The following is a 26,085-nucleotide window of genomic DNA, read 5'->3' as shown; positions in this document are numbered from 1 at the left end:
TTTTGTAGGCCCGGTAAGCGCAGCGCCACCGGGCAAGAAATCAAATCGCTAATGCCAATGTTGTTCCCTGCGCAATTGCCCGCCGCGCATCCAGCTCCGTCGCCACGTCGCAGCCGCCAATCAGGTGTACCGTTTTCCCTGACGCGCGCAGCGGATCGGCCAGTTCGCGTCGGGGTTCCTGCCCCGCGCAGATCACGACATGATCGACGTTCAGAAGCCGCGGTTCGCCGTTGATCAATATGTGTAACCCTTCATCGTCGATCCGTTGATAGCTGACGCCAGGGATCATGTTAACCCCGCGAGCCAGCAGAGTGGTGCGATGGATCCAGCCGGTGGTTTTCCCCAGCCTCTCACCGGGCTTGCTGCTCTTGCGCTGGAGCATCACGATCTGGCGCGGACTTTTCGCCAATTGCATACCTTCCGGGCGCAGCCCGCCAGCGTTCTGCAGGCTGGTATCAATCCCCCACTCAAGGCAAAATTCGCTGATATTCTGGCTGGTCGCGACGCCGGACTGGCTGAGGTACATGGCGGTATCAAAGCCGATCCCGCCGCAGCCGATAATCGCCACCTTCTCGCCGACCGGCGCTTTATCGCGCAGCACCTCAAGATAGGTCAGCACTTTCGGGTGATCGATACCCTCGATCGACGGTTTACGCGGCGCGATCCCGCAAGCAAGGATCGCTTCATCAAACGGTTGCAGATCGTCTGCGGTAACAAACTGATTAAGCTTCAGCGTCACGCCGGTCACGTCGATCATCCGGCGGTAATAGCGCAGCGTTTCATAAAATTCTTCTTTGCCGGGGATCTGTTTGGCGATATTAAACTGGCCGCCGATCTCGGCCAGGGCATCAAACAGCGTAACGTCGTGCCCGCGCACCGCCGCGTTAATGGCAAATGCGAGACCCGCCGGGCCTGCGCCGACAACTGCCAGGCTTTTCTTATGTTCAGCCGGAACTATCGGCATTTTGGTTTCGTGACAGGCGCGTGGATTCACCAGGCAGGAGGTGACGTTACCGGCAAAGATCTGATCCAGGCAGGCCTGATTGCAGCCGATGCAAGTGTTGATCTCATCCGCCCGCCCTGATTGCGCTTTCGACAGCAGTTCGGCATCCGCCAGGAACGGGCGCGCCATCGACACCATATCCGCATCGCCGCGCGCCAGAATATCGTCCGCCACTTGCGGATCGTTGATCCGGTTGGTCGTGACCAGCGGAACGGTGACGTGGCCTTTCAGTTTGCGCGTTACCCAGCTAAAGGCGCCGCGCGGAACCGGCGTGGCGATCGTCGGGATACGCGCTTCGTGCCAGCCAATACCGGTGTTGATGAGCGTCGCGCCAGCCGCTTCAATGGCCTGCGCCAGCTGTACGGTTTCGTCGAATGTCCCGCCGTTTTCCACCAGGTCGAGCATCGACAGACGGTAGATAATGATAAAATCGCTGCCCACGCGCTGGCGTACCGCCCGTACCACTTCCACCGCGAAACGTATACGCCTGGCGTAATCGCCGCCCCATTCATCGTCGCGCTGGTTGGTGCGCACGGTAAGAAATTCGTTGATCAGATAGCCTTCCGAACCCATCACCTCGACGCCGTCGTAACCCGCTTCCCGCGCCAGCTGGGCACAGTGGGCGAAATTTTTGATCAGCTGCAAGATCTCGTCATGGGTCAGCTCATGCGGCGTAAAGGGGTTGATCGGCGCCTGGCGTGCGGAAGGCGCGACCAGTTTTGGCTGGTAGCTGTAGCGACCGGTGTGCAGAATTTGCAGCGCGATTTTGCCGCCTTCCCGATGCACCGCGTCGGTAATGTGGCGGTGGTGAGCCAGTTGACTGGCGTCGTTAAGCAGCGCGCCGCCCGCCATGGTGACGCCGGAAGCCGCAGGCGCAATACCACCGGTGACGATCAGCGCCACCCCGTGGCGGGCGCGCTCGGCGTAAAAGGCCGCCAGTCTCTCCGCACCGTCCGGGCGCTCCTCCAGGCCCGTATGCATCGAGCCCATCAACACACGGTTTTTAAGCCGGGTAAAGCCCAGATCGAGCGGGGCGAAAAGCGACGGATAGCTCATAAGTGTGTCCAGTATGTAAAATTATTGTTATGTGGTCGGATGAGTTACTAATTTAGCCGTCACGGCGTAAAAGGGAAAAGGGGAATGCGATGATTGTGATGGGATTCAAAAAAGGAGCGGGGCCAGAGAACGAATTTGCCGGATGGCGACGCTGGCGCGTCTTATCCGGCCTACGGATCGGATTCCTGTAGGCCGGATAAGCGTAGCGCCATCCGGCAATGTGTTATATTTCTTCAACGCTCACCCGTAATGCTGCCAGCGCCAGGCGGGTTGCTTTTAACACCTGCTCACACTGTTCAAGAGTGAGCGTCAGCGGCGGCTCGATACGAATCGTCCTTGCATTGTTCAGCGTTCCGGCCACCAGCACCCTCTGGCGGAACATCTCGCTGGCGAAGTCATAGCCGATTTCGTTATCGACAAACTCTATCGCTATCAGCATGCCTTTGCCGCGGACTTCATTGACCAGATCCGGGTATTCGCGGGCCAGTTGACGGAAGCCGTCCAGCAGCATATCGCCTTTCTGCTCCGCCTGCGCGGGCAGGTTTTGCGTCAGCAGTACGTTGATGGTTGCCAGCGCCGCCGCGCAGGCCAGCGGATTACCGCCGAAAGTCGTGGTGTGCAGGAATGGGTTGTCGAACAGCACCGAAAATACCTCTTCGCTGGCGACCGTGGCGCCAATCGGCATGACGCCGCCGCCTAACGCTTTGGCAAGGCATAAAATATCCGGCTGCACGTTTTCGTGCTCGCAGGCAAACATCTTGCCGGTGCGCCCCATCCCGGTCTGCACTTCATCGAGGATCAGCAGCGCGCCAAACTCGTCGCACAGCTTCCGCACTGCTGGCAGGTAGCCCGGCGGCGGCAGAATAACGCCGCCTTCACCCTGAATCGGCTCAAGGATCACCGCTGCGACGTCATCACCGGTTTTTTGGCACTCGCTGAGCAGCGTGCGCATGGCGTTGATATTGCCAAACGGCACATGACGAAATCCCGGCAGAAGCGGCATAAAAGGCTTACGGAAGGTGGATTTAGCTGTGGCCGAGAGCGAGCCCAGCGATTTACCGTGAAATGCGCCGCTGGCGGCGACGAAGGTAAACTTGCCGCGCGGCGCCTGATAGGCTTTCGCCAGCTTCAGCGCCGCTTCGACCGATTCGGTGCCGCTATTGCTAAAGAAGCTGTATTTCAGTTTGCCGGGCGTTAAAGCCGCCAGCGTTTTGGCCAGCATGGCCCGCAGCGGGTCCAGAAGTTCCTGGCTATGAAGAGGTTGTTTAGCGAGCTGATTCTCGACGGCGGAAATAACAACTGGATTACGGTGCCCTACATTAAAAATCCCAAACCCACCCAGGCAGTCGATAAACTCCTGTCCCTGAGTGTCGACAAGCGTATTCAGACTTCCCGCTTGCCACTCTACGGCCCCGTAATCCCCGCCAGCAGTGACCGATTTTCGGTACGCTAAAAATCCTGGATTCACATGCTCTTTAAAGTATTCCCTGACCTCCTGGTTAAGTGATTTCATCTCCTCATGATCAAGCGTTCGCTTCTCAATGAGATTCAGTGCGTGCGCGCTACAGGCCAGAGCCGATGCGCTGGAAGGTAACCTGTTCAAAATGTGCTCCTTGACGGGACGTATCACACGATACTGAATTAAGTATTGCAGGGATTACGCCACTTCGGCACAGGCGAGGAAAATCGGGATAAACGCAACGTGAAATTGCGATTGAGCAAAATTTAATCTCATCGTGAATTTATTGGCATGCTTTACTCCTGCAGCCACGAATCGATATGACGGAGGGCGACCGCCGCGTGCTTCGCGGCGGTGCAGATTGCCCGGCGGCAGGGCAGAGGATTAGGCGGCGCCACGCACTGGTACGGGGCACCGCCTAATCGAGCTGGGAGATCTCCATTGCCGCGCGGTCTATCACGCCGACGATTTGCTTTAGCTGAGCTTCGGTCATTTCCTGCTGGTTAACCTTTAAATCCAGTACCGCCTTAAAATTCTCCAGCGCGCGCTTCATCTGTGGATTTTTACGTAGTTCACAACCCACCATCCGCGCCTGCAGCCTGGTGTGAATATGCTCCAGTTGCGCCTGGTTTTCCGCGTGCAGCTGGCTGCCTTCGGCGGTAATGGCGATTTTTTTGCGACCGTTCTCGTCGGCAACGCTGATGAGACCTTGATCCTGGAGTAAATCAAGCGTCGGATAGATAACGCCGGGACTGGGGCTGTAGTTGCCCTGGGTCAGGGTTTCAATCTCTTTAATCAATTCGTAACCATGGCTGGCGTTACGGGTAAGGATATCCAGAATAACCAGACGCAGCTCGCCGTGACCAAAGAAACGCTGCCGACGTCCGCCGCCTCTGCGGCCATGTTCGCCGTGTTCCCCGCGGTGCCCGCACGGTCCACGCCCTTCTTCGTGATGATGTCTCATATTCCATTCCTCTATATTAGATATATCTAATTTATATCTAAAAAATATCTTCTCGCAATATTAAAAAAGATTTATTTTTTATTTGTTTGATATATAAGAATTTAATTTTGATTATTAACTTTTTTTGCCTTTTGTTATTTTTATATCAAGAAAATTCTTGCATTCTTTTTTAACGGCAATCATTATCATTTGCAAGATTTTTAGATATATCTATTTTGTTCACGAAGGCGACTGAAGATGACCACGACCAATCAATCTAAATACCCACAACGCGTTCGCAACGAGCTGCGTTTTCGTGAGTTAACCGTGCTGCGCGTTGAGCGCATCGGTAGCGCTTTCCAGCGTATCATACTGGGTGGCGAGGCGCTGGACGGCTTTGTTTCCCGGGGGTTTGATGATCATACCAAGCTCTTTTTCCCCGCTGCCGGCACAGCGTTTACCCCGCCGGAAGTCACGGATGAAGGCATTAACTGGGGCGCGGGCGTGCGTCCGGCGTCACGAGACTATACGCCGCTGTATGATGCTGAACGTCACGAACTGGCCTATGACTTTTTTATCCACGATGGCGGGATCGCCAGCCGCTGGGCGCAGGCGGCAAAAGCGGGCGACAAGCTGGTGATCGGCGGTCCGCGGGGGTCATTAGTGGTGCCGGAAGATTACGCCTGGCAGTTGTACGTGGGTGATGAGTCTGGCATGCCCGCGTTACGCCGCCGTCTGCAGGGGTTGCTACAACTCCCGACGCGTCCGCTGGTGACGGCGATCGTCAGCATTGGCGATGAGTCTTATAAAGATTACTTTGCGGATCTTAGTGGCTTTAATATTGAGTGGATCGTCGGACATAACCTGTCCGCCGTGGCTGAACGCCTGGCGCAGGTGGTGGTTCCGGCTGAAGATTACTTTATCTGGGTGACCGGCGAAGGGGCGGTGGTGAAATCGCTGCTGGCGCGCTTTGAAGGTGAAGAGATCGACCCGCAGCTGGTGCGTTCTCAGGCCTACTGGCACAGCAAATAAGTCGCGAAACCGCCTGTTGTTCCCCTAAGCGCGAAGGCCAGCAGTGCAGATTTACGCGGCGCGCTTCCCCCGGAGATCCCGCCTCCGGGGGCAAAGTGAGGTAAAAGCTACCCGCGAATAATGCATTTGTCGGGGATATCAAGGGTGACGGTATCGCCGTTGTGTAGCGTTTTCAGGGCATCGCGTTGCTGGCAAAGCATGACGATGCCCGCCTGACGGGCGATGATCGCCCCGTGAGAGAGCTCGCTTCCTTCCTGCAGGCAGATGCCTTTAACCTGCTGCGGGTCGAGCTGCAGAACGGTGGAAGGGAAGATATCCTCGGCAACGAGGATGGTCGGCGCGTTAAAGCGCGGCAGCGATTCGCTGGCACCTTCAAGATGGCGCAGCGTGCGCTGTAAAATATCTTCAATATCAATATAGCGAGCCTGTAGATAAGCATCATCGAGATGGCGATATTGCTGGCTTAAATCGCTCAGTACCTGCTGCCACGCCCATTCCGCGCAGCACTGTTCGCTGCGCACGATATCACATGCCGCTTCATATAAATCGGGGTCGTCGAGCAGGGTATGATGCCCGGAGAAGATTTCCGCGATATCGGCAGAGTACTTCTCTTCTGCCTGGGTCGCCAGAGTGCTAAGGTCCTCCAGCGTCCGGTCGATAGCCCGTTTCAGGCGCAGTTGCTGCTGACCGATATCGGCGCATTTTTCTCGCGTGACGATAGCCTGCGGCTGCGGACAGCGCACGACTTCACCCTGAACGCGGGCGGCCGTGACGGGTTGAAGCGCAGGGGACGCGTCTACTGCTTCGCCGAAGTTCTCTGCCGCCAGCGCCTGGAATGCCGCCAGCGCGGCGTCGGCGTCAGGGCCGCGGGCCAGCAGCCTTAACGTGTCATTACAGCGCACCTGAAGCAGGGCGATTTGGTTGAGGCTGTCCGGCGTGACGCATTTTCCCCCTTTCTCCAGCACCAGGTCGGCATTGAACCCGGCCAGCGCGGCGACCAGCTTCGAAGCCGGACGAACGTGCAGGCCGTTGTGGTTTTTAATCACCACGGAAACAGAACGGGCATCACGATCGTCGGCCAGCACGGCGGCAACCGAGTCGTGTTGCGGTTGCGATGGTATTCCCAGCTGTACGCGCTTTGCTTCCAGCGCATTCATGGCGTCTTCGATCACCTTATCGACACCGGCTCCGGCGGCGGCGCTGACCGTGGCCGCCAGAGTGCCTTCGACTAATGGCGCGGCGCAAAGGCGAACCTTCGCGGCAATCGCTGGATCGAGCAGATCCAGCGCGGTCTCGGCGCTGAGCAGGGCGCTACCGATATCCATCATCACCAGTACATGATCGGTATCGGCCACTGATTCAATGGCTTCCATCACCTTAATCGGATCGGTGCCGATCGGGCTTGCGGGATCGTCAATCCCGGCGGCGATCGCCAGCTTGCAGCCATCATTCATTATCATCTGCCGGGCCAGTTCCCCGACACCCTCGCCCAGCCGGGCACTATGAGAAACAATAACCAGGTTTACCATCGCGTTTTCCTTACTTTTTGGCCGCCGCGGCCAGCATCTGAACCATAAACATCACCGAGGTTGCGCCCGGATCCTGATGCCCGACGCTGCGCTCGCCGAGGTAGCTGGCCCGGCCTTTGCGGGCCTGCATGGTGATAGTGGCGTGAACGGCGGCTTCCGCCCGTTCGCATGCGGCGTCAAGCGCGCTCTGTATTGACAGGTGCTGCTCGCTGGACTGACGCAGCGATTCCGCCACCGGCAGCCAGACATCGCACATGGTTTTATCGCCCGGCTCCGCTTTGCCGCGATTGACCACGCCGTCCGCGCCTTCGCGGATCATCTGATAAAGCTCTTCCAGGGTCAGGCTCTGATGGGCCTGGGTCACCTGGGCTGCGCGAATAAAGAAGGTGCCGAACAGCGGGCCGCTGGCGCCACCGACGTTGGAGAGCAGCGTCATACCGGTATTTTTAAGGATGAAACCGATGTCTTTATCGGCAATGGATGGCAGTTTTTCCACCACCTTGCTAAAGCCGCGATGCATATTCAGGCCGTGGTCGGCATCGCCAATTTCTCTGTCCAGTCCGGTCAAAAAATCGCTCTCTTTGGTGAAAATTTCGCCGCAGAGATAGAGCCAGTCGACGATTTGCGTTCTGCTTAATGACATGTCGTTCTCCTTATTTTCCCCAGTTCAGCGCCGGGGTGTGGACCGGGGCGTCCCATAATGCCAGCGTTTCGTCATCGGCCTTTAAAAGGGTGATGGAAAAGCCCACCATATCAAGGGAGGTACAGTAGCTACCGATAAGATTGCGTTCGATAACGATGCCGGTTTCCTCACAGCGCTGCGTCAGGTGGTTGTAGACACCATAAAGCTCCGACAGCGGCGTGGCGCCGAGATTGTTGACCAGGGCGATAACCCGGTCGCCTTTTTGCAGCGCCTGTTTCGTCTGCTGTACGTCCTGCCACGCCCCTTTTGTGCCATCCCAGTGGCGCAGCGTCCGGCTATAGGCGCCGTTTTCCAGCAGAGTATCGAACATCTCGTCAACGGTACGATCGAGTGAAGTGAAGCGGCGACGGTCGATACCCGGCTCGCCATGAATGCCGACACCGAACTCCATTTCGTCATCCTGCAGTTCAAATGAAGGTTGTCCGGCGGCCGGAACGGTACAGGCGGCGAGCGCAATGCCGATGGAGTGACCGAGATTGTTGAGCTTGCGTCCCAGTTCGGCGCAGGCCTCCAGCGAGTCGCCGCGTTCAGCGGCCGCGCCAACTAACTTCTCAATTAACACGGTATTGGCAACCCCGCGACGCCCGGCGGTGTAGAGGCTGTCTTTTACCGCTACGTCGTCATCGACCACTACGGTGGTGACCTTCACGCCGCTTTCATGCAGCAGTTCGGTGGCGGTTTCGAAATTAAGAATGTCGCCGGTGTAGTTTTTGATAATCAGCAGTACGCCTTCGCCGCCGTCAATTGTCATGGCGCATTCGAACATTTTATCCGGCGTCGGGGAGGTAAAAATCTCACCCGGACAGGCCCCGGAGAGCATGCCCTGGCCGATATAACCGCAGTGCATCGGCTCATGCCCGCTGCCGCCGCCGGAGAGCAGCGCCACTTTTCCGGCTACCGGCGCGTCGGCGCGGGTCATGTAGACCGGGTCCTGATGCAGCGTCAGTTCAGGGTGGGCTTTAGCCAGGCCCATTAATTGTTCACTCAGTACATCTTCGACACGGTTAATCAGTTTTTTCATTGTTTATTCTCCGTCGGAGGTTTCGATGCGGCCTCTCTGCTGACGGAGGCGGTCATCGGGTAGGGGTTACCGCCTGACGATATCCGGCGATGTAGTGATTCTGGCTGAGTTAGCGGAAAAAAAAATCGCCATCAAACGAGTTTCATTACGAAACCTAATTATTATTTTTTGTTCCGTAATGAAACGTTTTTGATGGGGAATGCGGGAAAATGCGACGCCAGGCGATTTTTTTTATCTCATCCTGACCGGGATTAGCGGCGTGCCGGAGCGTTAATTTTGCCGCTTTTTCCGGGCATGAAGCAGATAAACTATGATGTTTATCAGGTTATTGACTCTCTTCTGCCGAAAATGAGCGGATCGGGATCGCAATCCCGTCGTTTCCTGCAAATTAGTGTTCCAATATGAAACGATAAATTTTACGTTCCGTTTCATATCGGGACAAAATAGAGAGACGTTTTTTTACCCGCCGCTCGCCCTACAGTGATGGCATCGCTCAGGCAGCACGTCGGTTCCCGCACGTAATATGAGGCCGGACGGGGAAATGCCGGGGCGCATCATGTCACAACATGCACTTATTTGAGGGTGAACGAAATGCTAAAAGTTATTCAATCTCCAGCCAAATATCTCCAGGGTCCGGATGCATCTACGCTGTTTGGTCAGTACGCTAAAAACCTGGCGGACAGTTTTTTTGTGATCGCCGATGATTTCGTGATGAAGCTGGCGGGGGACAACGTGCTGAATGGCCTGAACAGCCACAACATCAGTTGCCATGCGGAGCGTTTTAATGGCGAGTGCAGCCATGTTGAAATCAATCGCCTGATCGCTATTCTGAAACAGCATGGTTGCCGCGGCGTGGTTGGCGTTGGCGGCGGCAAGACGCTTGATACGGCAAAAGCGATTGGCTATTACCAGAAGCTGCCGGTAGTGGTTATTCCGACCATTGCTTCCACCGACGCGCCGACCAGCGCGCTGTCGGTCATCTACAGCGAAGCCGGTGAGTTCGAAGAGTATCTTATCTACCCGAAAAACCCGGATATGGTGGTGATGGATACGGCGATTATCGCTAAAGCGCCGGTACGCCTGCTGGTGGCAGGAATGGGCGATGCGCTCTCGACCTGGTTTGAGGCGAAGGCCTGCTACGACGCCAGAGCCACCAGTATGGCGGGCGGACAGTCCACGGCGGCGGCTCTGAGCCTGGCGCGCCTGTGCTATGATACCTTGCTCGCGGAAGGCGAAAAAGCCCGTCTCGCCGCTCAGGCCGGCGTGGTGACCGATGCGCTGGAACGTATTATTGAAGCGAACACCTACCTCAGCGGCATTGGCTTTGAAAGTAGCGGTCTGGCCGCTGCGCACGCCATTCACAATGGTTTTACCATCCTCGAAGAGTGCCACCATTTGTATCACGGCGAAAAAGTGGCGTTTGGCACCCTGGCGCAGCTGGTGCTGCAAAATAGTCCGATGGAAGAGATTGAAACGGTGCTGAACTTCTGCCAGAAAGTCGGTCTGCCGGTCACGCTGGCGCAAATGGGTCTCAAAAAAGAGGGGATCGAAGGTAAAATCGAGGCGGTAGCAAAAGCGACCTGCGCCGAAGGCGAAACCATCCACAATATGCCGTTCCCGGTCAACGCACAGAGCGTCTATGCGGCGATTCTGACCGCCGATCTGCTGGGCCAGCAGTGGCTGGCGCGATAATTTATCGTCGGCCCCGGTGCGTTAAAGAGAAGGAGGGGGGCCTCCTTTTCTGGCTGCCGCCGCGGAAAGGGAGAGAGGGGATGCAACAGCGGAAATGGATATGATGGTGCAGACGCAGAGCTTGCCTTTGGTAATAACCCAGTCATGGCATCGCTGCAGCAAATTTATGCAGCGGGACACCTGGCGGGCGCAGCATCAGGCACAGGGACTGACTTTTGAATCAATTTGTCGGCGTAAGACAGCGCTGCTGACGATTGGCCAGGCGGCGCTGGAAGACGCCTGGGAGTTTATGGATAGTCGTCCCTGCGCGTTATTTATCCTCGATGAGTCTGCCTGTATTCTCAGCCGTTGCGGCGATCCGCAGACGCTCGCCCAACTGGCGGAACTGGGGTTTCGTGACGGCAGCTATTGCGCAGAAAGCATTATTGGTAGCTGTGCGCTTTCGCTGGCTTCTATGCTTGGGCAACCGGTTAAAACAACGGGCGCTCAGCACTTTAAACAGGCTTTACATGCCTGGTCATTTAGCTCCACGCCGGTGTTTGATAACCATGGCCGTCTGTTTGGCTCCATTTCGTTGTGCTGCCTGAGCGATGAGCAGGCGGTGGCTGACCTCTCTCTGACCCTGGCCATCGCGCGGGAAGTGGGCAACTCGCTGCTTACCGATAGCCTGTTGGCTGAGTCCAATCGTCATCTTAATCAGATGTACGGTCTGCTGGAGAGTATGGACGACGGGGTGATGGCGTGGAATGAACAGGGTATTTTGCAGTTTCTTAACGTGCAGGCCGCGACGCTGTTGCATCTTGATGCGCAGGCCAGCCAGGGGAAAAATATCAACGAACTGGTGACGCTCCCGGCCCTGCTGCGCCGGGCGATTAAGCGCGCACGCGGGCTGAATCATGTGGAAGTCACCTTCGAGAGTCAGCATCAGTTTGTTGATGCGGTCATTACCCTTAAACCGATTGTCGAAGAGCAGGGCAACAGTTTTATTCTGCTGTTGCATCCGGTCGAACAGATGCGCCAGTTGATGACCAGCCAGTTGGGAAAAGTGAGCCATACCTTTGAACAGATGTCGGATGACGACCCGGAAACCCGGCGGCTGATCCACTTTGGTCGTCAGGCGGCGCGCGGCGCTTTTCCGGTGCTGTTGTGCGGTGAAGAAGGCGTGGGCAAAGAGTTGCTCAGCCAGGCTATCCATAATGAGAGCGAGCGGGGCGGCGGGCCCTATATCGCGGTTAACTGCCAGCTGTATGCTGACAGTGTTCTGGGGCAGGATTTTATGGGCAGCGCGCCGACGGACGATGAAAATGGTCGTCTCAGCCGTCTTGAGCTGGCCAATGGCGGCACATTGTTTCTGGAAAAAATAGAGTATCTGGCGCCAGAGCTGCAATCCGCGCTGCTGCAGGTGATCAAGCAGGGGGTGTTAACGCGACTTGATGCGCGTCGACTGATTCCGGTTGATGTTAAGGTGATTGCCACTACCACCGTCGATCTCGCCAATCTGGTGGAGCAAAACCGTTTTAGCCGTCAGCTTTATTACGCATTGCACTCCTTTGAAATTATTATTCCCCCGCTACGAGCGCGGCGGAACAGTATACCGTCGCTGGTGCATAATCGCCTGAAGAGCCTGGAGAAGCGTTTTTCCTCACGGCTGAAGGTGGATGATGATGCGCTGGAGCAACTGGTGGCCTACTCCTGGCCGGGCAATGATTTTGAACTTAACAGCGTGATTGAGAATATCGCCATCAGCAGCGATAACGGCCATATTCGCCTGAGCAATCTGCCGGAGTATCTGTTTGCCGAACGGCCTGGCGCAGACGTGAGCTCGTCACTGTTGCCTGCCAGCCTGACCTTTAGCGCCATTGAGAAAGAGGCGATTATTCACGCCGCCCGCGTCACCAGCGGGCGGGTACAGGAGATGTCGCAACTGCTGAATATTGGTCGCACCACCCTGTGGCGCAAAATGAAGCAGTACGATATCGACGCCAGTCAGTTTAAGCGCAAGCGTGTTGAGTAGTCTTTTCCCTGCTTGTCCTGGCCGCAGTCATGGCCCCCGTTGTGCAGAAAATCGCCACGCAAGCGTTTGACTGCGGTCTGAATCAAATAAAGGCAACGATCTCTTTGATACCCCGACTGACCTGGGTCCATAGTATAAGCAGTTCACGACATGGTTAATTTTAAGGATAAGAGCATGCCAACAGCGATAGATAAAGCCCTGGATTTTATTGGCGGTATGAACACGTCGGCGTCAGTACCTCATACCATGGATGAAAGTACAGCTAAGGGAATTTTGAAATATTTGCACGAGTTAGGGGTGCCAGCCAGCGCTGCCGATGTGATGGCGCGAGGTGAAAAAGAGGGGTGGAATAGCGGGTTCACGAAAAAAGTCGCCGGATGGGCGGATAAAATCGCCTCTGGCGAGCGCATTATTATCAAAAACCCGGAGTTCTTCACTTCTTATATGCGGGAGCAGCTTCAGGCGCTGGTCTGAGCCGATTGTGTGAAAAAACGGCGATATCTTGTGGGTATCGTGTAAAACAGAAGGCGTTGCGATTTCCGGCAACGCCTTCTGTTGTATTGGCGGATCCAGCCAGGGTTGCACAAACGGTAGACTCCTCCTGAAAAGCGCGTTGCCAAACGTCAAGCGTAACGCGACTCCGCCTGATGCTGGCAGTCTGATGTTAAATTCAGCCTCAGAGAGGCAGATTTTTATTGCCATACCGATGTTGGGAGAGGCCAAAAGGGCCGCACAGGAAACAGGGCGGAACGTGCCTAACGGGACAGAACCGAACAACGATAGCTCGTCGGCGGAGGAGCCTCTTTACCCGTTCCGTCTGGGATTATCTTCCTGCAGGATGTGCTGCCGTAAAAGTTGTGCCAGCGCAGCCGCATCTTTCCGTTCAATGGCGGCCACCATTGCAAAATGCTCTTCTGATGACTGAACGATTCTGGCGTGAGAGTTCCATTGCCCCAGGGCTGCGGAAGGTACCCGGCTGCGTAATTCAAAAATAAGTTCAATCATGTCCTGATTAGAGCAAGGGGCGAGAAGCGCGCGGTGGAAACTGAGATTAGATTCATACTGCTGCAGTAGCGTGCCGTACTGGGTGTAGTGCTCGAACAGCTCCGCACACTGGCGCAGGGTATCCAACTGCTGTGGTTGAATATGCTCCACGATATCGGCTGCCGAGGCGCTTTCGAGGATTGCCCGGATGGAAGAAATGTTACGGCGTTGCTGCTCATTAGGCGTATAAACATGGTAGCCCCGGTTTGGGACATGTTGCACCAGACGTTCAATAACCAATTGATCCAACGCCCGGCGTACTTCGCTGCGCGTGCATTGATACCGTTCAGCCAGCTCAACCTGCTTCAGCCATGAACCTGGCTGAAATTCCCCGGTATTGATGTCCATCGCGAGGCGATTGGCGACATGCACCAGTGCGCTTTTGCGGTGCGTCATATCTTCTGTTCCTTCTGCTGTTTCCTGTGATTTTATGCTGCTGTCCCCGCTTCTGATAATGGCGGGTTCACTGTTTTTTCGCCAGCGTAAACAATGTCGTTATCGTTTTTTTATCTGCCAGGAGGGGAATTGTGGCATGAGTCATATCTTTTGTTAATAAATTGTTTTTTAAATTGGCGCCAATTTTGGTTTTATGTTTGAATCGAATTTAAACAGCGACAAAATAGGCAAGAGATTTATGCAACAAAATGATATTAAAGAGAATTCAGAAGATGCTGCCGTGCGTAGTATGGCGCTTTACTATCGTGGCAGTACTACCATCTTTTCCAGTCAACGCGATCCGCGCTTTCAGTACTGCCTGTATGTCCCGCCGGGCTTTGATGGTGACAAGAACGGGTACCGTTTGATTGTTGCGATGCACGGTACCGGGCGTTCGATGGTCCAGTATCGCGATGCTTTTGCCGAATTCGCCCGCTATAACCGTTGTGTCGTTCTGGCGCCTCTGTTCCCGGTAGGGCCGCTGGGCGACGGCAATTCTCACGGTTTTAAGTACATTATCGAACAGGATATCCGCTACGACCTGGTGCTGCTGGCGATGATTGACGAAGTCAGTGCCTTACTGGGGTATGACTTTGGCCAGTTTCTGTTGTTTGGGTACTCAGGGGGGGGACATTTTGCTCATCGTTTTCTCTATATCCATCCTGAAAAATTGCTCGGCGTCTCTATCGGTGCGCCGGGGTCCGTTACGTTACTTGATAACAATAAGGCCTGGTGGCCAGGCGTGCAGAACTTTGAGCAACTGTTCGGTAAGCCACTGAATTACCGTGCGCTACGCGAAGTGGCGGTACAGCTTGTGGTGGGGAAAGTGGATCTCGAAACCTGGGAAATTACGCATAAACCCGGTGGTCGCTACTACATGCCTGGCTGTAATGATGCCGGAACCACCCGTATCGAACGCAACACGGCTTTGTTGAACAGCCTGCGCGAACAGGGGGTCGACGCCGTTCAGGATATTGTGCCGAACGTCGGTCATGACGGGATGAAAGTTCTGGAGCAGGTAAAAGATTTCTTCCTGCGCGTTTTGCAGACACATCGCTGAGGAGCAAACAACGTGACGCAACCTTTTCCGTTAATTGAAATTTCCGGTACACCGTATGAGCGCGGTTGCCAGTATGGCGAACAGGCAAAAGCGCGAATTCACGCCAGCGTCGCCATCTATGGTGACCAGCTTGATGCTTTGCATATTCGCCGCGAGCAGCGCGACGATCTTATCAACAGTTTCAGCGCCATCATCCACAATTTCGACGCCGATTATCTCGATGAGATGCGGGGAATTTCTGCCGCGTCCGGCGTGCCGCTGGACGCCATTATTATGATTAATGCCCGCACCGAGGTGATCGCCCAGGCGCGCAACCTGCAATGCTGTACCACGCCGCATGACGACACGATAAAAGACGGCTGTACCGGCGCGGTGATCCTGCCAGAGCGCAGCCGCCACGGCAAACTTATCCACGGGCAGAACTGGGACTGGCGCGCCGAATGCGCAGAGAGTTCCGTGGTGGTGAAGATCAAACGCGAGCAGGGACCGGATGTGCTGACTTTCGTTGAGGCCGGAGGGCTTGGCCGCAGCGGTATGAACAGCGCGGGCATCGCCATTACCGCCAACTATCTACGCTGTGAGCGCGACTATCGGCAGCAGGGTGTCCCGCTGTCGCTGATTCGACGTAAAGCGCTGGAACAGCAACATATGGCGTTAGCGATGAGAGTGGTTGCCACCACGCCGAAGTCCTGCTCCAACAATATGATCCTCAGTACCAAAGAAGGTTTCGCCATCGACTTTGAATGCGCGCCGGACGAGAGCTTCACCCTGTATCCGCAAAACGGTCTGTTAGTGCATGCCAACCACTGGGACAGCTTAGCTGCGCGTGGAAAAGTTCGTGAAGAGGGAATTGAAGCGTCCCCCGATTCGCTTTACCGAGGATGGCGCGTTAGCGAACTGCTGAACGGTATAGAAAAACCCGGAGAAGAGGCGATGAAAAATGCCTTTTTTGATGATTTCGGTTCCCCCTATTCGGTGTGCCGCCCGCCACGTCCTGGTTTTAGCAGCGATTTGTCCGCCACGGTGGCGATGATTGTGATGACTCCTGCCGATGGCGTGATGGATGTCGCGCCGCTTCCGGCGCTGAATCGTAACTTTACGCGTTACACGCTCAACTAATAGAGAGGCTGGTATGAAAAAGTTTTTATTTGCGGTGGCTCTGCTCATGCCGGGAGTGATGGCGCAGGCGGCTGACACCCAAGTTATTCGTTTCGCTCTCAATCAGGATATCCGCAGCAGTCAGCCCGGCGTCAACCGCGACGGCAATACCGACGATGTGCTGATGCACGTGGTGGAAGGGCTGGTCGGGTATCGTGAGAATGGTACGGTCGGACCGATGCTGTCCTCATCATGGGATGTTAGTGATGGGGGGAAAACCTACACTTTTCATCTGCGCGAGGGGGTGAAATTTCACAATGGTGACACCATGACGGCGCAGGATGTGGTGTGGAGCTGGAAGCACTGGAACGATCCGAAAACTCAGTGGCGATGTTTGCGTGAATTTGACGGCAGTGGCCTGATTCACGTGACTGACGTCAGCGCGCCGAATAAGAACACGGTGGTTATGACGCTGGAAAAACCGGTGGTGCTGTTCCTTGATACGCTGGCCCGTACTGATTGCGGCGCGGCAGCCGTGATCAGTCCGAAATCGGTGGCGTCAGATGGTTCCTGGATTGCGCCGATAGGTACCGGCCCCTTTATGTTTGGTGACTGGAAGCATGGCGAATATGTTTCTCTGAAACGATTTGCCGGTTACAGCGCTTTGCCGGGAAAACCGGATGGCTTTGTCGGCGGTAAAAAAGCGCTGGTGGATGAGGTGCGCTTTATGACCGTCCCGGATGCGGCGACGGTGAAAGCCGGTCTGCAATCCGGAGCCGTGGATCTGGCCCAGGTCAGCCCGATTGACGGCAGTGACCTGAAAAAAGATCCCAATATCGTCCTCGAAGTGGCGCCGAACGCCCAGCGTCACGTCATGCTGATTCAGACTAACGATCCGCTGCTGAAAAACGTCAAGCTGCGCCAGGCGATAGCCTCTGCGCTTGACAGCGAACAGATCGCGCTTGGTACCAGTCAGAATATGGCACATGCGTCCAACTCCAATATTTCCGTGTCCTCGGCGTTTTACAGCAATGTTCAGAAGCAAGGGTACAAATACGATCCGGCACGTACCGCGCAACTGCTGAAAGAGGCTGGCTATAAGGGGCAACCGCTGGAGATTATCGCCAATAAACGCGCCACCGTGCCGAGTTTTGATATGGCGATAATCATCCAGGCGATGCTGCAAGGCGCGGGGATCAATGCTCATGTGACCACGATGGAGTGGGCGACGCAACTGGAGCGTTATCAGTCCGGACGTTATCAGATGATGACTTTCACCTACTCTGCGCGCTTCAATCCTGCGCTGGCTTTTGAGCAGATTACTGGCGACAAAGCCAAACAGAAACGCAAAGTGTGGGGGAACCCCGAGGCTATTGCGATGACCGACAAACTGGCTACCCTCGACGATCCGGCGCAAATCCAGGCCGTGACGGATAAACTCCATCAACTGATGATTGCGGATGTCCCGCTGATTATCTTCTATCCGGGGCTGGATATTGTCGCTCACCGTAAGGCGATCAGCGGTTATAAATCCTGGCTGGCGGCAGCCGCGAGGTTGTGGAATGTCAGCAAGGCCTGATGAGATAAGGAGACGCACATGTTGCAGTTCCTGCTTACCCGTATTATGACCGCCATTCCCACGTTGCTGCTGGTAACGGTGATGGTCTTTTTGCTCACGCGCATGGTGCCGGGAGATCCGGCGCTGCTGATGCTGGGCGATATGGCGACGGAAGCGAGCCTTGCCGATCTGCGTCACAGCATGGGCCTGGATCAGGGAATGGTGCAGCAGTTCATTATCTGGTTTGGCAACGTGTTGCAGGGTAATTTCGGCCATTCGATTCAAAGTGGACAGGACGTATTGCCGCTAATTTTGCAACGCTTCGGCGTGACGCTCAGCGTGGTGCTGGCGGCGATCGCGATAGCTTCGCTGCTGGCTGTACCCGCCGGAATGTTGGCGGCGTGGAAACAAAACTCATCGCTTGATACCGGCCTGGTTATGTTTTCCACTTTTTTGCTGTCGATTCCGAGCTTCTGGATGGGGCTGCTTATCCTGTTGTTGTTTGGCCTGCATCTGGGCTGGCTGCCGGTGGTTGGTTACGTCGCGTTAAGCGACAACCTGAAAGCTGGGGTTCTGTATCTGCTGATGCCGGTAATGACGCTGGTGCTGGTTGAGATAGGGGCGCTGGTGCGCATGATGCGCGCCAGTACGCTGGAAGTGCTGCGGCTGGATTACGTTTCCCACGCGCGTGCCAAAGGGCTGCGCGAGCGCACCGTACTGGCGCGTCATGTGTTCCCTAACGCTTTTGGTCCAACATGGACGCTGATTGGCTTAACGCTCGGCAATCTGCTGAGCGGCGTAGCGGTGACAGAGACGGTGTTCAGTCTTCCCGGCCTGGGACGCCTGCTGGTTGATGCTATTTACGCACGTGATTATCCAGTGATCCAGGGCTGTATGCTGTTTATCGCCACGCTCTACGTTCTGACCAATCTGCTGATTGATGCTCTTTATCCATTATTTAATCCGAGGGTTTCCGCCTGATGAAAAGACGAATGTCTCTCGCGCCCAATGCCCTGCTGGGGATGACATTGATTGGCATCATCGTGCTGGCTGGCGTGTTGGGCTTTTTCTGGACGCCGTTTGATCCTGGTCGGATAAATATTCTGGCGCGTCTGCAGGCGCCTGGCGCGCAATACCTGCTCGGCACCGATGAATATGGCCGTGATGTGCTCAGTCGCTTACTGGCCGGGGCCAGCGCCAGCATGACCATTTCGCTGGTGACGGTGGGCTTCGCCCTGCTGGTCGGTATTGTTCTGGGGCTGATTAGCGGCTATCTGCGGGGTGTGGTGGACCGGCTCATTATGATGATAACCGATACATTGCTGGCGTTCCCCGGCATCCTTCTGGCGCTGGGGTTGCTAAGCATCCTCGGTAATAACCGCTACGGTATTATTCTCGCGCTGGGACTGGCGTATACGCCGTCGGTGGTACGTATTGTGCGTGGAACGGTCATGGGGCTACGGGAAGCGGATTTTGTCGCAGCCGCCCGGATAATGGGGCATAACGAACTGACCATTTTGCGCAGACATGTTCTGCCGAACTGTCTTGCGCCGCTTACCGTACTCGGGACGTCGATGCTTGGCTGGGTGTTAATTTCGGAAAGCGCACTCTCTTTCTTAGGGCTGGGCGTGCCGCCGCCGGAGCCGACATGGGGAAATATGCTGGCGGCAAGTCGTAGTTATCTGGCACAAGCGCCCTGGCTGGCTCTGCTCCCGGGGGGCTGTATCTCTCTGGCGCTGCTGGGCGTCAATATGCTGGGTGATGCGCTCCGTGATTATCTTGATCCGAGGATGCAATGATGAACAATCAGACGCCATTATTGCAGGTGACCAACCTGCGGGTGAATGCGGCGGAGCGTGAAGTGGTGAAAGGCCTCTCTTTTTCTCTGGAGCCGCGAGAAGTGCTGGCTGTGGTAGGTGAGTCAGGTAGTGGTAAAACGTTGGCGATGCGCTCCCTCATCAAACTATTGCCTGCCGGTATCGTCAGCCAGGCAGACGCCATGATGTTCGATGGTCAGGATTTACAGCAGCTTAATCAGGAACAACTGCGGCGCCTGCGTGGTGCGGGAATCGGCATGGTTTTCCAGGAACCGATGACGTCTCTGAATCCGGCGATGACCATTGGCCGCCAGCTTGATGAAGGGTTGGTTTTGCATACCTCACTGACGGAACGTGAGCGGCGAGAAAAAATCATTGCCATGCTGGAGCGAGTTGGTTTAACGGAGGCAGAAAGTCTGCTTGGGCGTTATCCCCATGAGTTTTCCGGAGGCATGCGTCAACGGGTTATGATTGCCGCGGTGATGCTGCTGGAGCCGAAACTGATTATTGCCGATGAACCGACTACGGCGCTTGATGTGCTGGTACAGCATGAAGTGATGGAATTGATGCTGACGCTGACGGCGGAAAAGGGCAGCGCGGTGATCCTTATCAGCCATGATTTATCGATGGTGGCACGCTATGCCTCGCGCATTATGGTGATGGAACAGGGTGAGCTGGTGGAGCAGAACAGTAGCCAACGTCTGTTAGCGGATCCGCAGCATCCTTATACCCGCCGTCTGTTGGAAGCGTTGCCGGTACGCCAGCCCCCTCCGGATCGGCAGCGCTTATTAGCGGCGGAAAGCGTGATCGCGCTGACTGATGTCGAGATTACCTATACCGGCCGTAAAGCGTGGTTTCGTTCGGCTTCCGTGACGAAAGCGGTAAACGGCGTCAGTTTTAACGTGCGTGCGGGGGAGACTGTCGCGCTGGTCGGGGCCAGCGGATCAGGTAAAACGACTATCGGCAAACTGATTGCCGGCATGTTAAAGGCCAGTCGTGGGACCCTGGCATTCCGCGGGCATTTGATTAGCAATGCGGATAAGAAACTGCTTTCCAGCTGGCGTCGCGAATGTCAGATGATTCAGCAGGACCCATTTTCTTCACTGGATCCGCGAATGTACATCGCGCAGATCCTTGAAGAGCCGCTCCTGCTGGTGGCAACGATGAATCGCCGCGCTCGCGAGCAACGTGTACGTGAGGTTCTTGATGAGGTGGGACTGGGCGAGATGTTTTTGACCCGTTATCCGCATCAGTTGTCGGGAGGACAGCGTCAGCGGGTCGCGATCGCCAGGGCGATTATCCGCCGTCCTGCGTTTATCATCGCAGATGAACCGACATCAGCTCTCGATATGACTGTACAAAAACAGATTCTGCAGTTGTTAAAACGGTTACAGAACCACTATGGTTTCGCCTGCCTTTTTATCACCCACGATCTTGGGGCGGTTGAGCAGGTTGCAGACCGTATTTTGGTCATGGAGAAAGGCGAGCTGGTGGAGAGCGGCTGGAGTGACGATGTGTTGGATAATCCGCGCCATCCCTATACCCGGCGGTTGTTGGGCTGTCTGCCGATGTTAAAACCGCTGGAGCAAGGCGGGTATCAGTTACAACAACAGCCAGCATAGTTTCAGGATGGCTGACGCGAGAATGTTTTGAACTGCCGAAGACAGGCTATTGATGGGATGAAGTGATGTAAATAATGGGGATTACCGGGGTAGGGGATATATTCAGCGTAGCGAAAGATCATTAACGGCGAATGGTGCGGTTTGCCGGGATATTTACACCTCGCGTGGGTATCCTGGAAAAGACTAAGGGCCTACGTTTTCACGTAAGCCCTTGATATTTGGTGGCCCCTGCTGGACTTGAACCAGCGACCAAGCGATTATGAGTCGCCTGCTCTAACCACTGAGCTAAGGGGCCGTGGCGAGGGATTATAAAGTAACTGATGCCCGCAATCCAGCCTAAAACGCGCGGCTGCTGTTTTTATAAACAACGCATTTTCAATCCGTTATAATTATCTTTTGGGTATTGAGATGGGAAAATATGATTAACGATATTCTGGCACCGGACCTGCGGGTGGTTTTTTGCGGTATTAACCCAGGGAAGTCTTCTGCCCATACCGGTTTTCATTTCGCCCATCCGGGTAATCGATTCTGGAAGGTGATTCACCAGGCCGGATTTACTGACCGTCTTCTCAGGCCTGAAGAGGAGCTGCACCTGCTGGACACGCGCTGCGGGATTACCATGTTAGTCGAACGGCCGACGGTGCAGGCCAGCGAGGTCGACTTGCTGGAGCTACGGGATGGTGGCCGGGAACTGGTCAGGAAAATGGAAGAATATCAGCCGCGAGCACTGGCGATCCTCGGTAAACAGGCGTTTGAAAAAGCGTTTCAGGTGCGTGGCGTACGATGGGGAAAGCAGCAGGTGACCATCGGCACAACGGAGGTATGGGTGTTGCCGAATCCCAGCGGCCTGAACAGGGCGACGTTGGATAAACTGGTGGATGCCTATCGGGAACTGGATGATGCGCTGGCGACGCGAGGGCTTTAATCGGGAAAATCATCTTTATTTAACCGTGAATATCCCCTCCAGTGCCGGTCATACCGAACGTTCAGATTCTCTTAAACAATCAGCGTTATGTTCTCCGGTCGTGGTTTACAACTGGCGTAAAAAAGCCAGTCATTCGACTGGCTTCAGACAGGCTTTTTGTAATAACCGGCGATAATTAATCGTCGAGGAAGCTGCGCAGTACTTCAGAGCGGCTCGGGTGGCGCAGTTTACGCAACGCTTTCGCTTCGATCTGACGAATACGTTCGCGGGTAACGTCAAACTGTTTACCCACTTCTTCCAGCGTGTGATCGGTATTCATATCAATACCGAAACGCATACGCAGGACTTTCGCTTCACGGGCGGTCAGGCCTGCCAGAACATCGTGAGTGGCGGCGCGCAGGCTTTCCGTAGTGGCGGAGTCCAGCGGCAGCTCAAGGGTGTTATCCTCGATAAAATCGCCCAGATGCGAATCTTCATCGTCGCCAATCGGCGTTTCCATGGAGATAGGTTCTTTGGCGATTTTCAGCACCTTACGAATTTTATCTTCCGGCATCAGCATGCGCTCGGCCAACTCTTCCGGTGTTGGCTCGCGGCCCATTTCCTGCAACATCTGGCGAGAAATACGGTTGAGCTTGTTGATCGTCTCAATCATATGCACCGGAATACGGATGGTGCGCGCCTGATCGGCGATAGAGCGGGTGATCGCCTGACGGATCCACCAGGTTGCGTAAGTGGAAAACTTGTAGCCACGACGGTATTCAAATTTATCAACCGCTTTCATCAGGCCAATGTTGCCTTCCTGAATCAGGTCGAGGAACTGCAGACCGCGGTTGGTATATTTCTTGGCGATGGAGATAACCAGACGCAGGTTCGCTTCAACCATCTCTTTTTTCGCACGGCGGGCTTTTGCTTCACCGATGGACATACGACGGTTGATATCTTTTACCTGCTCAATGGTCAGGCCGGTCTCTTGCTCAATCTGCTGCAGTTTCATCAGGCCGCGCTGAACGTCTTCTTTCACGTCAAGCAGCTTCTCGGACCAGGGCTTGTTCATCGCCACGGCGGCATTGAACCAGGTTTCGCTGGTTTCGTTGCCGGTGAACAGCGTGATGAAGTTTTTCTTCGGCATTTTGCACTGCTCAACGCACAGCTTCATGATGATACGCTCTTGAGTACGAACGCGATCCATCATGGTACGCATGCTGTTAACCAGGTAGTCGAACTGCTTCGGCACCAGACGGAACTGTTTGAACACTTCAGACAGTTTGAGGATCTCTTCCTGCGCTGCGGCGTGGCTGCGGCCTTTCGCTTTGATGGTGTCGCGGGTCAGTTCGTACTGTGTACGCAGCTCGGCAAATTTCTCGCGCGCCAGCTCCGGGTCGATGCTGTTGTCGTCATCGCCGCTGTCGTCGTCTTCTTCTTCATCCTCATCTTCGTCGTCATCCATCTCTTCCTGAGAGAGTTCAGAACCGACGTGCGTCGCCGTTGGCGCCATATCTTCTTCGGCGTTTGGATCGACGAAACCGGTGATCAGATCGGACAGACGCGCTTCTTCCGCTTCAACGCGATCGTACTGTTCGAGCAGATAGGTGATTGCTTCCGGATATTCGGCAACCGAGCACTGAACCTGATTAATCCCGTCTTCAATGCGTTTGGCGATGTCGATTTCACCTTCACGCGTCAGCAGCTCGACGGTACCCATTTCACGCATATACATGCGCACCGGGTCGGTTGTCCGTCCGATTTCAGACTCAACGCTGGAGAGTACCTGAGCAGCAGCTTCTTCCGCATCTTCGTCAGTGTTGTTGCTATTTTCAGCAAGCAGGAGATCATCGGCATCCGGCGCTTCTTCCATCACCTGAATGCCCATGTCGTTGATCATTTGGATGATGTCTTCGATCTGGTCGGAGTCGACGATATCTTCCGGCAGATGGTCATTGACCTCGGCATAGGTCAGATAGCCTTGCTCCTTACCACGTTGGACAAGAAGCTTCAGCTGTGACTGCGGGTTTTGCTCCATAAGACGGTATCCACACTTAATTCGTTTGATTGGTGTCAGCAGACGAGCCGCCGACATTTAAAGCGAGGGCCTACTTATATAATTGCCGCTGCGCCTCTGCGCGGCTGTCGGGGGCTTCCCGAACGATATTCGGCACTTAAGCCGTTAAATTCATTTTTTTTCCAGAGCCTGTCGGATTTCCCAGAACTCCCGGCGTTCCTCACTGCTCAAACCGTGTGTGCGATCGCGAGCGATCAACTCTTCTTGTCGCAGTTCCAGCAGTGAATCAAACATATGATTGAGCGAGTCGGTGAAGGTTTTTTCAGCAATATCTTTATCTGCTATATCGTCCCACATCGACAGTTTTTCAAGGGTTGCGGCTTCATTTGTACCGCGGTACTGCTCTAAAAGTTGCCCGGTAGTCAGACCAGGCTGAGACAAACAGGTTTTAACCAGTTCGTTGAATAAACCCAGCCCCGGCATCTTACGCGAATCCAGACCTTCTAATGGCGGTACCTGCGGCGCCAGCGCCGGGTTTTGCACCAGCAGCCCTATAAGTATACGCATGGTCGTCCGTTTTAGCTGTAGAGCCGGGCGCTGGATGCTATTTTCAGACAGTTTAGGCATTAAACGTTCAAGCTGGGCGTCATCTAAAATGCCTAACTTGTTACCCAACTCCTGACGCAGATAAATGCGCAACGTTTCGCCCGGAACCTGGCTTATCAGCGGCAGCGCTAAAGTACTGAGCTGTGCACGCCCGTCCGGCGTACTCAAATCCACCTGCGGCAACAGACTGTTGAACAAAAACGTGGAGAGCGGCTGAGCCTGCTCCATCCGCGCTTCAAATGCCTCTTTCCCTTCTTTACGCACCAGCGTATCCGGGTCTTCGCCATCGGGCAGAAACATAAAGCGCAGCTGGCGTCCATCGGTCATATACGGCAGCGCCGTTTCCAGTGCGCGCCAGGCGGCATCACGGCCAGCCCGGTCGCCGTCATAGCAGCAAACGACCTGATTAGTCACCCGGAACAACAGCTGAATATGGTCAGCGGTCGTCGACGTACCTAACGACGCAACCGCATAGTTTATGCCGAATTGCGCCAGCGCCACCACATCCATATAACCTTCGACCACCAATAGACGGGGCGGTTCGGCGTTGTCCTGCTGTGCTTCATAAAGGCCGTACAACTGGCGGCCTTTATGGAAAATATCGGTTTCCGGAGAGTTAAGGTATTTCGGCAGGGCATCACCCAGCACGCGACCACCAAAACCAATCACCCGGCCCCGCTTATCGCGGATGGGAAACATCACCCGTTCGCGGAAACGGTCATAACTGCGCCCCTGATCGTTAGTGACCAGCATGCCTGCATCAATGAGCGATTGCCGATTCTCCTGATTGCCACCAAAACGTTTTAACACGTTGTCCCAACCGGGAGGGGCATAGCCAATCGCAAAGCGCGTAATCACCTCGCTGCTTAAGCCGCGTTTTGCCAGATACTGGCGCGCGGGGTCGGCGGCAGGTTGCATCAGAGACTGTTGATAAAACGTGTTCAGACCCTCCATCAACTGATAAAGATTCTGCCGCTGATGGCGCTCAATCTGACTGGGTCCGTTGCCTGCTTCATAGGGCACTTCAAGGTTGTGCATCGCAGCCAGCTCTTCGACGGTTTCCACGAACTCGAGCTTGTCGTAGTTCATCAGAAAGTCGATAGCGTTGCCGTGCGCGCCGCAGCCAAAGCAGTGGTAAAACTGTTTTTCACCGTTGACGGTGAAAGAGGGGGTTTTTTCGTTATGGAACGGACAGCACGCGTGAAAATTTTTGCCCTGCTTTTTCAGCTTTACCCGCGCGTCGATCAGATCGACGATGTCGGTGCGCGCCAGCAGGTCATTAATAAATACGCGTGGGATTCGTCCAGCCATATGCCCCGTTTTATACGCCTCACCTTTCAGGATGTCTCTGCCCCGGCAGCGCTCGTTACTTACCCTGGTAAGCTCCGGGACTCACGCCCTTGCCGTCTTAAATCGATCCTGAATGATTGAGTGTATATGCTAATGCATAAACGAAAATAAGCCGCGCA

The 26,085-nt window shown here is 55.1% G+C and carries 20 protein-coding genes and 1 tRNA gene; 11 read left to right on the top strand and 10 right to left on the bottom strand.

Features of this window, described 5'->3' with window-relative positions; genetic code table 11:
• Nucleotides 1–40 precede the first annotated feature (40 nt).
• The 3 genes from ABK821_RS09270 to ABK821_RS09260 form a co-directional block, all read right to left on the bottom strand.
• On the bottom strand, nucleotides 41–2,059 hold the full coding sequence (locus tag ABK821_RS09270) for an NADPH-dependent 2,4-dienoyl-CoA reductase (protein WP_343177975.1): 2,019 nt from the start codon (nucleotides 2,057–2,059) through the stop codon (nucleotides 41–43).
• Nucleotides 2,060–2,282: 223 nt separating this feature from the next.
• Nucleotides 2,283–3,662, bottom strand: a complete 1,380-nt coding sequence (gene ygjG / locus ABK821_RS09265) for a putrescine aminotransferase (RefSeq protein ID WP_171034929.1) — start codon at nucleotides 3,660–3,662, stop codon at nucleotides 2,283–2,285.
• Nucleotides 3,663–3,936: 274 nt separating this feature from the next.
• Complete coding sequence (locus ABK821_RS09260; protein WP_138362470.1) at nucleotides 3,937–4,482, bottom strand: PadR family transcriptional regulator; 546 nt, start codon at nucleotides 4,480–4,482, stop codon at nucleotides 3,937–3,939.
• 237 nt (nucleotides 4,483–4,719) lie between these two features.
• On the opposite strand from ABK821_RS09260, the gene ABK821_RS09255 reads away from it, so the two are divergent.
• Complete coding sequence (locus ABK821_RS09255) at nucleotides 4,720–5,493, top strand: siderophore-interacting protein (protein WP_343177976.1); 774 nt, start codon at nucleotides 4,720–4,722, stop codon at nucleotides 5,491–5,493.
• A 107-nt stretch (nucleotides 5,494–5,600) separates the two neighbouring features.
• Here the strand turns inward: ABK821_RS09255 and dhaM are convergent, their stop codons facing one another.
• From dhaM to dhaK, 3 genes are read right to left on the bottom strand one after another with little or no spacing between them, the layout of a single operon-like run.
• A complete protein-coding gene (dhaM, locus tag ABK821_RS09250) occupies nucleotides 5,601–7,022 on the bottom strand; it encodes a dihydroxyacetone kinase phosphoryl donor subunit DhaM (protein ID WP_343177977.1) in 1,422 nt (473 codons plus the stop codon).
• A 10-nt stretch (nucleotides 7,023–7,032) separates the two neighbouring features.
• A complete protein-coding gene (gene dhaL / locus ABK821_RS09245; protein ID WP_138362473.1) occupies nucleotides 7,033–7,665 on the bottom strand; it encodes a dihydroxyacetone kinase subunit DhaL in 633 nt (210 codons plus the stop codon).
• A gap of 10 nt (nucleotides 7,666–7,675) precedes the next feature.
• Complete coding sequence (dhaK, locus tag ABK821_RS09240; protein ID WP_138362474.1) at nucleotides 7,676–8,746, bottom strand: dihydroxyacetone kinase subunit DhaK; 1,071 nt, start codon at nucleotides 8,744–8,746, stop codon at nucleotides 7,676–7,678.
• Between the two features lie 591 nt (nucleotides 8,747–9,337).
• On the opposite strand from dhaK, the gene ABK821_RS09235 reads away from it, so the two are divergent.
• The 3 genes from ABK821_RS09235 (at nucleotide 9,338) to ABK821_RS09225 (ending at nucleotide 12,926) form a co-directional block, all read left to right on the top strand.
• On the top strand, nucleotides 9,338–10,438 hold the full coding sequence (locus ABK821_RS09235; RefSeq protein ID WP_395033928.1) for a glycerol dehydrogenase: 1,101 nt from the start codon (nucleotides 9,338–9,340) through the stop codon (nucleotides 10,436–10,438).
• Between the two features lie 100 nt (nucleotides 10,439–10,538).
• Nucleotides 10,539–12,452 carry a dihydroxyacetone kinase operon transcriptional regulator DhaR gene (dhaR, locus tag ABK821_RS09230; protein WP_343177978.1) on the top strand — a complete coding sequence of 638 codons (1,914 nt, stop codon included), beginning with the start codon at nucleotides 10,539–10,541 and terminating at the stop codon, nucleotides 12,450–12,452.
• A gap of 150 nt (nucleotides 12,453–12,602) precedes the next feature.
• Nucleotides 12,603–12,926: a DUF1889 family protein gene (locus ABK821_RS09225; protein WP_138362477.1), complete on the top strand. Its 324-nt coding sequence runs from the start codon at nucleotides 12,603–12,605 to the stop codon at nucleotides 12,924–12,926.
• Nucleotides 12,927–13,256: 330 nt separating this feature from the next.
• Here the strand turns inward: ABK821_RS09225 and ABK821_RS09220 are convergent, their stop codons facing one another.
• Nucleotides 13,257–13,892 (bottom strand): GntR family transcriptional regulator, encoded by a 636-nt coding sequence (locus tag ABK821_RS09220; RefSeq protein WP_138362478.1) that lies wholly within the window; start codon nucleotides 13,890–13,892, stop codon nucleotides 13,257–13,259.
• Between the two features lie 238 nt (nucleotides 13,893–14,130).
• On the opposite strand from ABK821_RS09220, the gene ABK821_RS09215 reads away from it, so the two are divergent.
• From ABK821_RS09215 to ABK821_RS09190, 6 genes are read left to right on the top strand one after another with little or no spacing between them, the layout of a single operon-like run.
• Complete coding sequence (locus ABK821_RS09215; protein WP_142502708.1) at nucleotides 14,131–14,991, top strand: alpha/beta hydrolase; 861 nt, start codon at nucleotides 14,131–14,133, stop codon at nucleotides 14,989–14,991.
• A gap of 12 nt (nucleotides 14,992–15,003) precedes the next feature.
• Nucleotides 15,004–16,110 carry a C45 family peptidase gene (locus ABK821_RS09210; RefSeq protein ID WP_221887627.1) on the top strand — a complete coding sequence of 369 codons (1,107 nt, stop codon included), beginning with the start codon at nucleotides 15,004–15,006 and terminating at the stop codon, nucleotides 16,108–16,110.
• Between the two features lie 13 nt (nucleotides 16,111–16,123).
• A complete protein-coding gene (locus tag ABK821_RS09205; protein WP_142502707.1) occupies nucleotides 16,124–17,668 on the top strand; it encodes an ABC transporter substrate-binding protein in 1,545 nt (514 codons plus the stop codon).
• A gap of 18 nt (nucleotides 17,669–17,686) precedes the next feature.
• On the top strand, nucleotides 17,687–18,628 hold the full coding sequence (locus tag ABK821_RS09200) for an ABC transporter permease (RefSeq protein WP_138362481.1): 942 nt from the start codon (nucleotides 17,687–17,689) through the stop codon (nucleotides 18,626–18,628).
• Nucleotides 18,628–19,446: an ABC transporter permease gene (locus ABK821_RS09195; RefSeq protein ID WP_142502705.1), complete on the top strand. Its 819-nt coding sequence runs from the start codon at nucleotides 18,628–18,630 to the stop codon at nucleotides 19,444–19,446. The genes ABK821_RS09200 and ABK821_RS09195 overlap by 1 nt, the downstream gene beginning before the upstream one ends.
• On the top strand, nucleotides 19,443–21,086 hold the full coding sequence (locus tag ABK821_RS09190; RefSeq protein ID WP_343177979.1) for an ABC transporter ATP-binding protein: 1,644 nt from the start codon (nucleotides 19,443–19,445) through the stop codon (nucleotides 21,084–21,086). Before ABK821_RS09195 ends, ABK821_RS09190 begins: the two co-directional genes overlap by 4 nt.
• A gap of 219 nt (nucleotides 21,087–21,305) precedes the next feature.
• Here ABK821_RS09190 and ABK821_RS09185 read toward each other — a convergent pair.
• Nucleotides 21,306–21,381: transfer RNA gene (locus ABK821_RS09185), tRNA-Ile, on the bottom strand.
• A 123-nt stretch (nucleotides 21,382–21,504) separates the two neighbouring features.
• Between ABK821_RS09185 and mug the strand changes: the two genes are divergently transcribed.
• On the top strand, nucleotides 21,505–22,011 hold the full coding sequence (gene mug / locus ABK821_RS09180; RefSeq protein ID WP_343177980.1) for a G/U mismatch-specific DNA glycosylase: 507 nt from the start codon (nucleotides 21,505–21,507) through the stop codon (nucleotides 22,009–22,011).
• Nucleotides 22,012–22,186: 175 nt separating this feature from the next.
• On the opposite strand, the gene rpoD is transcribed toward mug, so the two are convergent.
• The gene (gene rpoD, locus ABK821_RS09175) at nucleotides 22,187–24,031 is read right to left on the bottom strand and encodes an RNA polymerase sigma factor RpoD (RefSeq protein WP_343177981.1); all 1,845 of its coding nucleotides are present in this window, start codon (nucleotides 24,029–24,031) and stop codon (nucleotides 22,187–22,189) included.
• 150 nt (nucleotides 24,032–24,181) lie between these two features.
• Nucleotides 24,182–25,927 (bottom strand): DNA primase, encoded by a 1,746-nt coding sequence (gene dnaG, locus ABK821_RS09170; protein WP_138362486.1) that lies wholly within the window; start codon nucleotides 25,925–25,927, stop codon nucleotides 24,182–24,184.
• Between the last annotated feature and the right edge of the window lie 158 nt (nucleotides 25,928–26,085).

The organism is Klebsiella sp. KE9456, assembly GCF_043832615.1.
Classification (GTDB): domain Bacteria; phylum Pseudomonadota; class Gammaproteobacteria; order Enterobacterales; family Enterobacteriaceae; genus Klebsiella; species Klebsiella indica.
Note: the sequence above shows the minus strand (reverse complement) of the source record. Positions and strands in the feature narration are given on the sequence as shown.

Bases quoted from the DNA above. Each gene is read 5' to 3' on its own strand.
- dhaR (WP_343177978.1), top strand. From the start codon at position 10,539: ATGATGGTGCAGACGCAGAGCTTGCCTTTGGTAATAACCCAGTCATGG.
- ABK821_RS09215 (WP_142502708.1), top strand. From the start codon at position 14,131: ATGCAACAAAATGATATTAAAGAGAATTCAGAAGATGCTGCCGTGCGT.
- dhaM (WP_343177977.1), bottom strand. From the start codon at position 7,022: ATGGTAAACCTGGTTATTGTTTCTCATAGTGCCCGGCTGGGCGAGGGT.
- ABK821_RS09270 (WP_343177975.1), bottom strand. From the start codon at position 2,059: ATGAGCTATCCGTCGCTTTTCGCCCCGCTCGATCTGGGCTTTACCCGG.
- mug (WP_343177980.1), top strand. From the start codon at position 21,505: ATGATTAACGATATTCTGGCACCGGACCTGCGGGTGGTTTTTTGCGGT.
- ABK821_RS09195 (WP_142502705.1), top strand. From the start codon at position 18,628: ATGAAAAGACGAATGTCTCTCGCGCCCAATGCCCTGCTGGGGATGACA.
- ABK821_RS09260 (WP_138362470.1), bottom strand. From the start codon at position 4,482: ATGAGACATCATCACGAAGAAGGGCGTGGACCGTGCGGGCACCGCGGG.
- dhaL (WP_138362473.1), bottom strand. From the start codon at position 7,665: ATGTCATTAAGCAGAACGCAAATCGTCGACTGGCTCTATCTCTGCGGC.
- ABK821_RS09205 (WP_142502707.1), top strand. From the start codon at position 16,124: ATGAAAAAGTTTTTATTTGCGGTGGCTCTGCTCATGCCGGGAGTGATG.
- ABK821_RS09235 (WP_395033928.1), top strand. From the start codon at position 9,338: ATGCTAAAAGTTATTCAATCTCCAGCCAAATATCTCCAGGGTCCGGAT.
- dhaK (WP_138362474.1), bottom strand. From the start codon at position 8,746: ATGAAAAAACTGATTAACCGTGTCGAAGATGTACTGAGTGAACAATTA.
- ABK821_RS09220 (WP_138362478.1), bottom strand. From the start codon at position 13,892: ATGACGCACCGCAAAAGCGCACTGGTGCATGTCGCCAATCGCCTCGCG.
- ABK821_RS09225 (WP_138362477.1), top strand. From the start codon at position 12,603: ATGGTTAATTTTAAGGATAAGAGCATGCCAACAGCGATAGATAAAGCC.
- ABK821_RS09200 (WP_138362481.1), top strand. From the start codon at position 17,687: ATGTTGCAGTTCCTGCTTACCCGTATTATGACCGCCATTCCCACGTTG.
- dnaG (WP_138362486.1), bottom strand. From the start codon at position 25,927: ATGGCTGGACGAATCCCACGCGTATTTATTAATGACCTGCTGGCGCGC.
- ABK821_RS09190 (WP_343177979.1), top strand. From the start codon at position 19,443: ATGATGAACAATCAGACGCCATTATTGCAGGTGACCAACCTGCGGGTG.
- ABK821_RS09255 (WP_343177976.1), top strand. From the start codon at position 4,720: ATGACCACGACCAATCAATCTAAATACCCACAACGCGTTCGCAACGAG.
- rpoD (WP_343177981.1), bottom strand. From the start codon at position 24,031: ATGGAGCAAAACCCGCAGTCACAGCTGAAGCTTCTTGTCCAACGTGGT.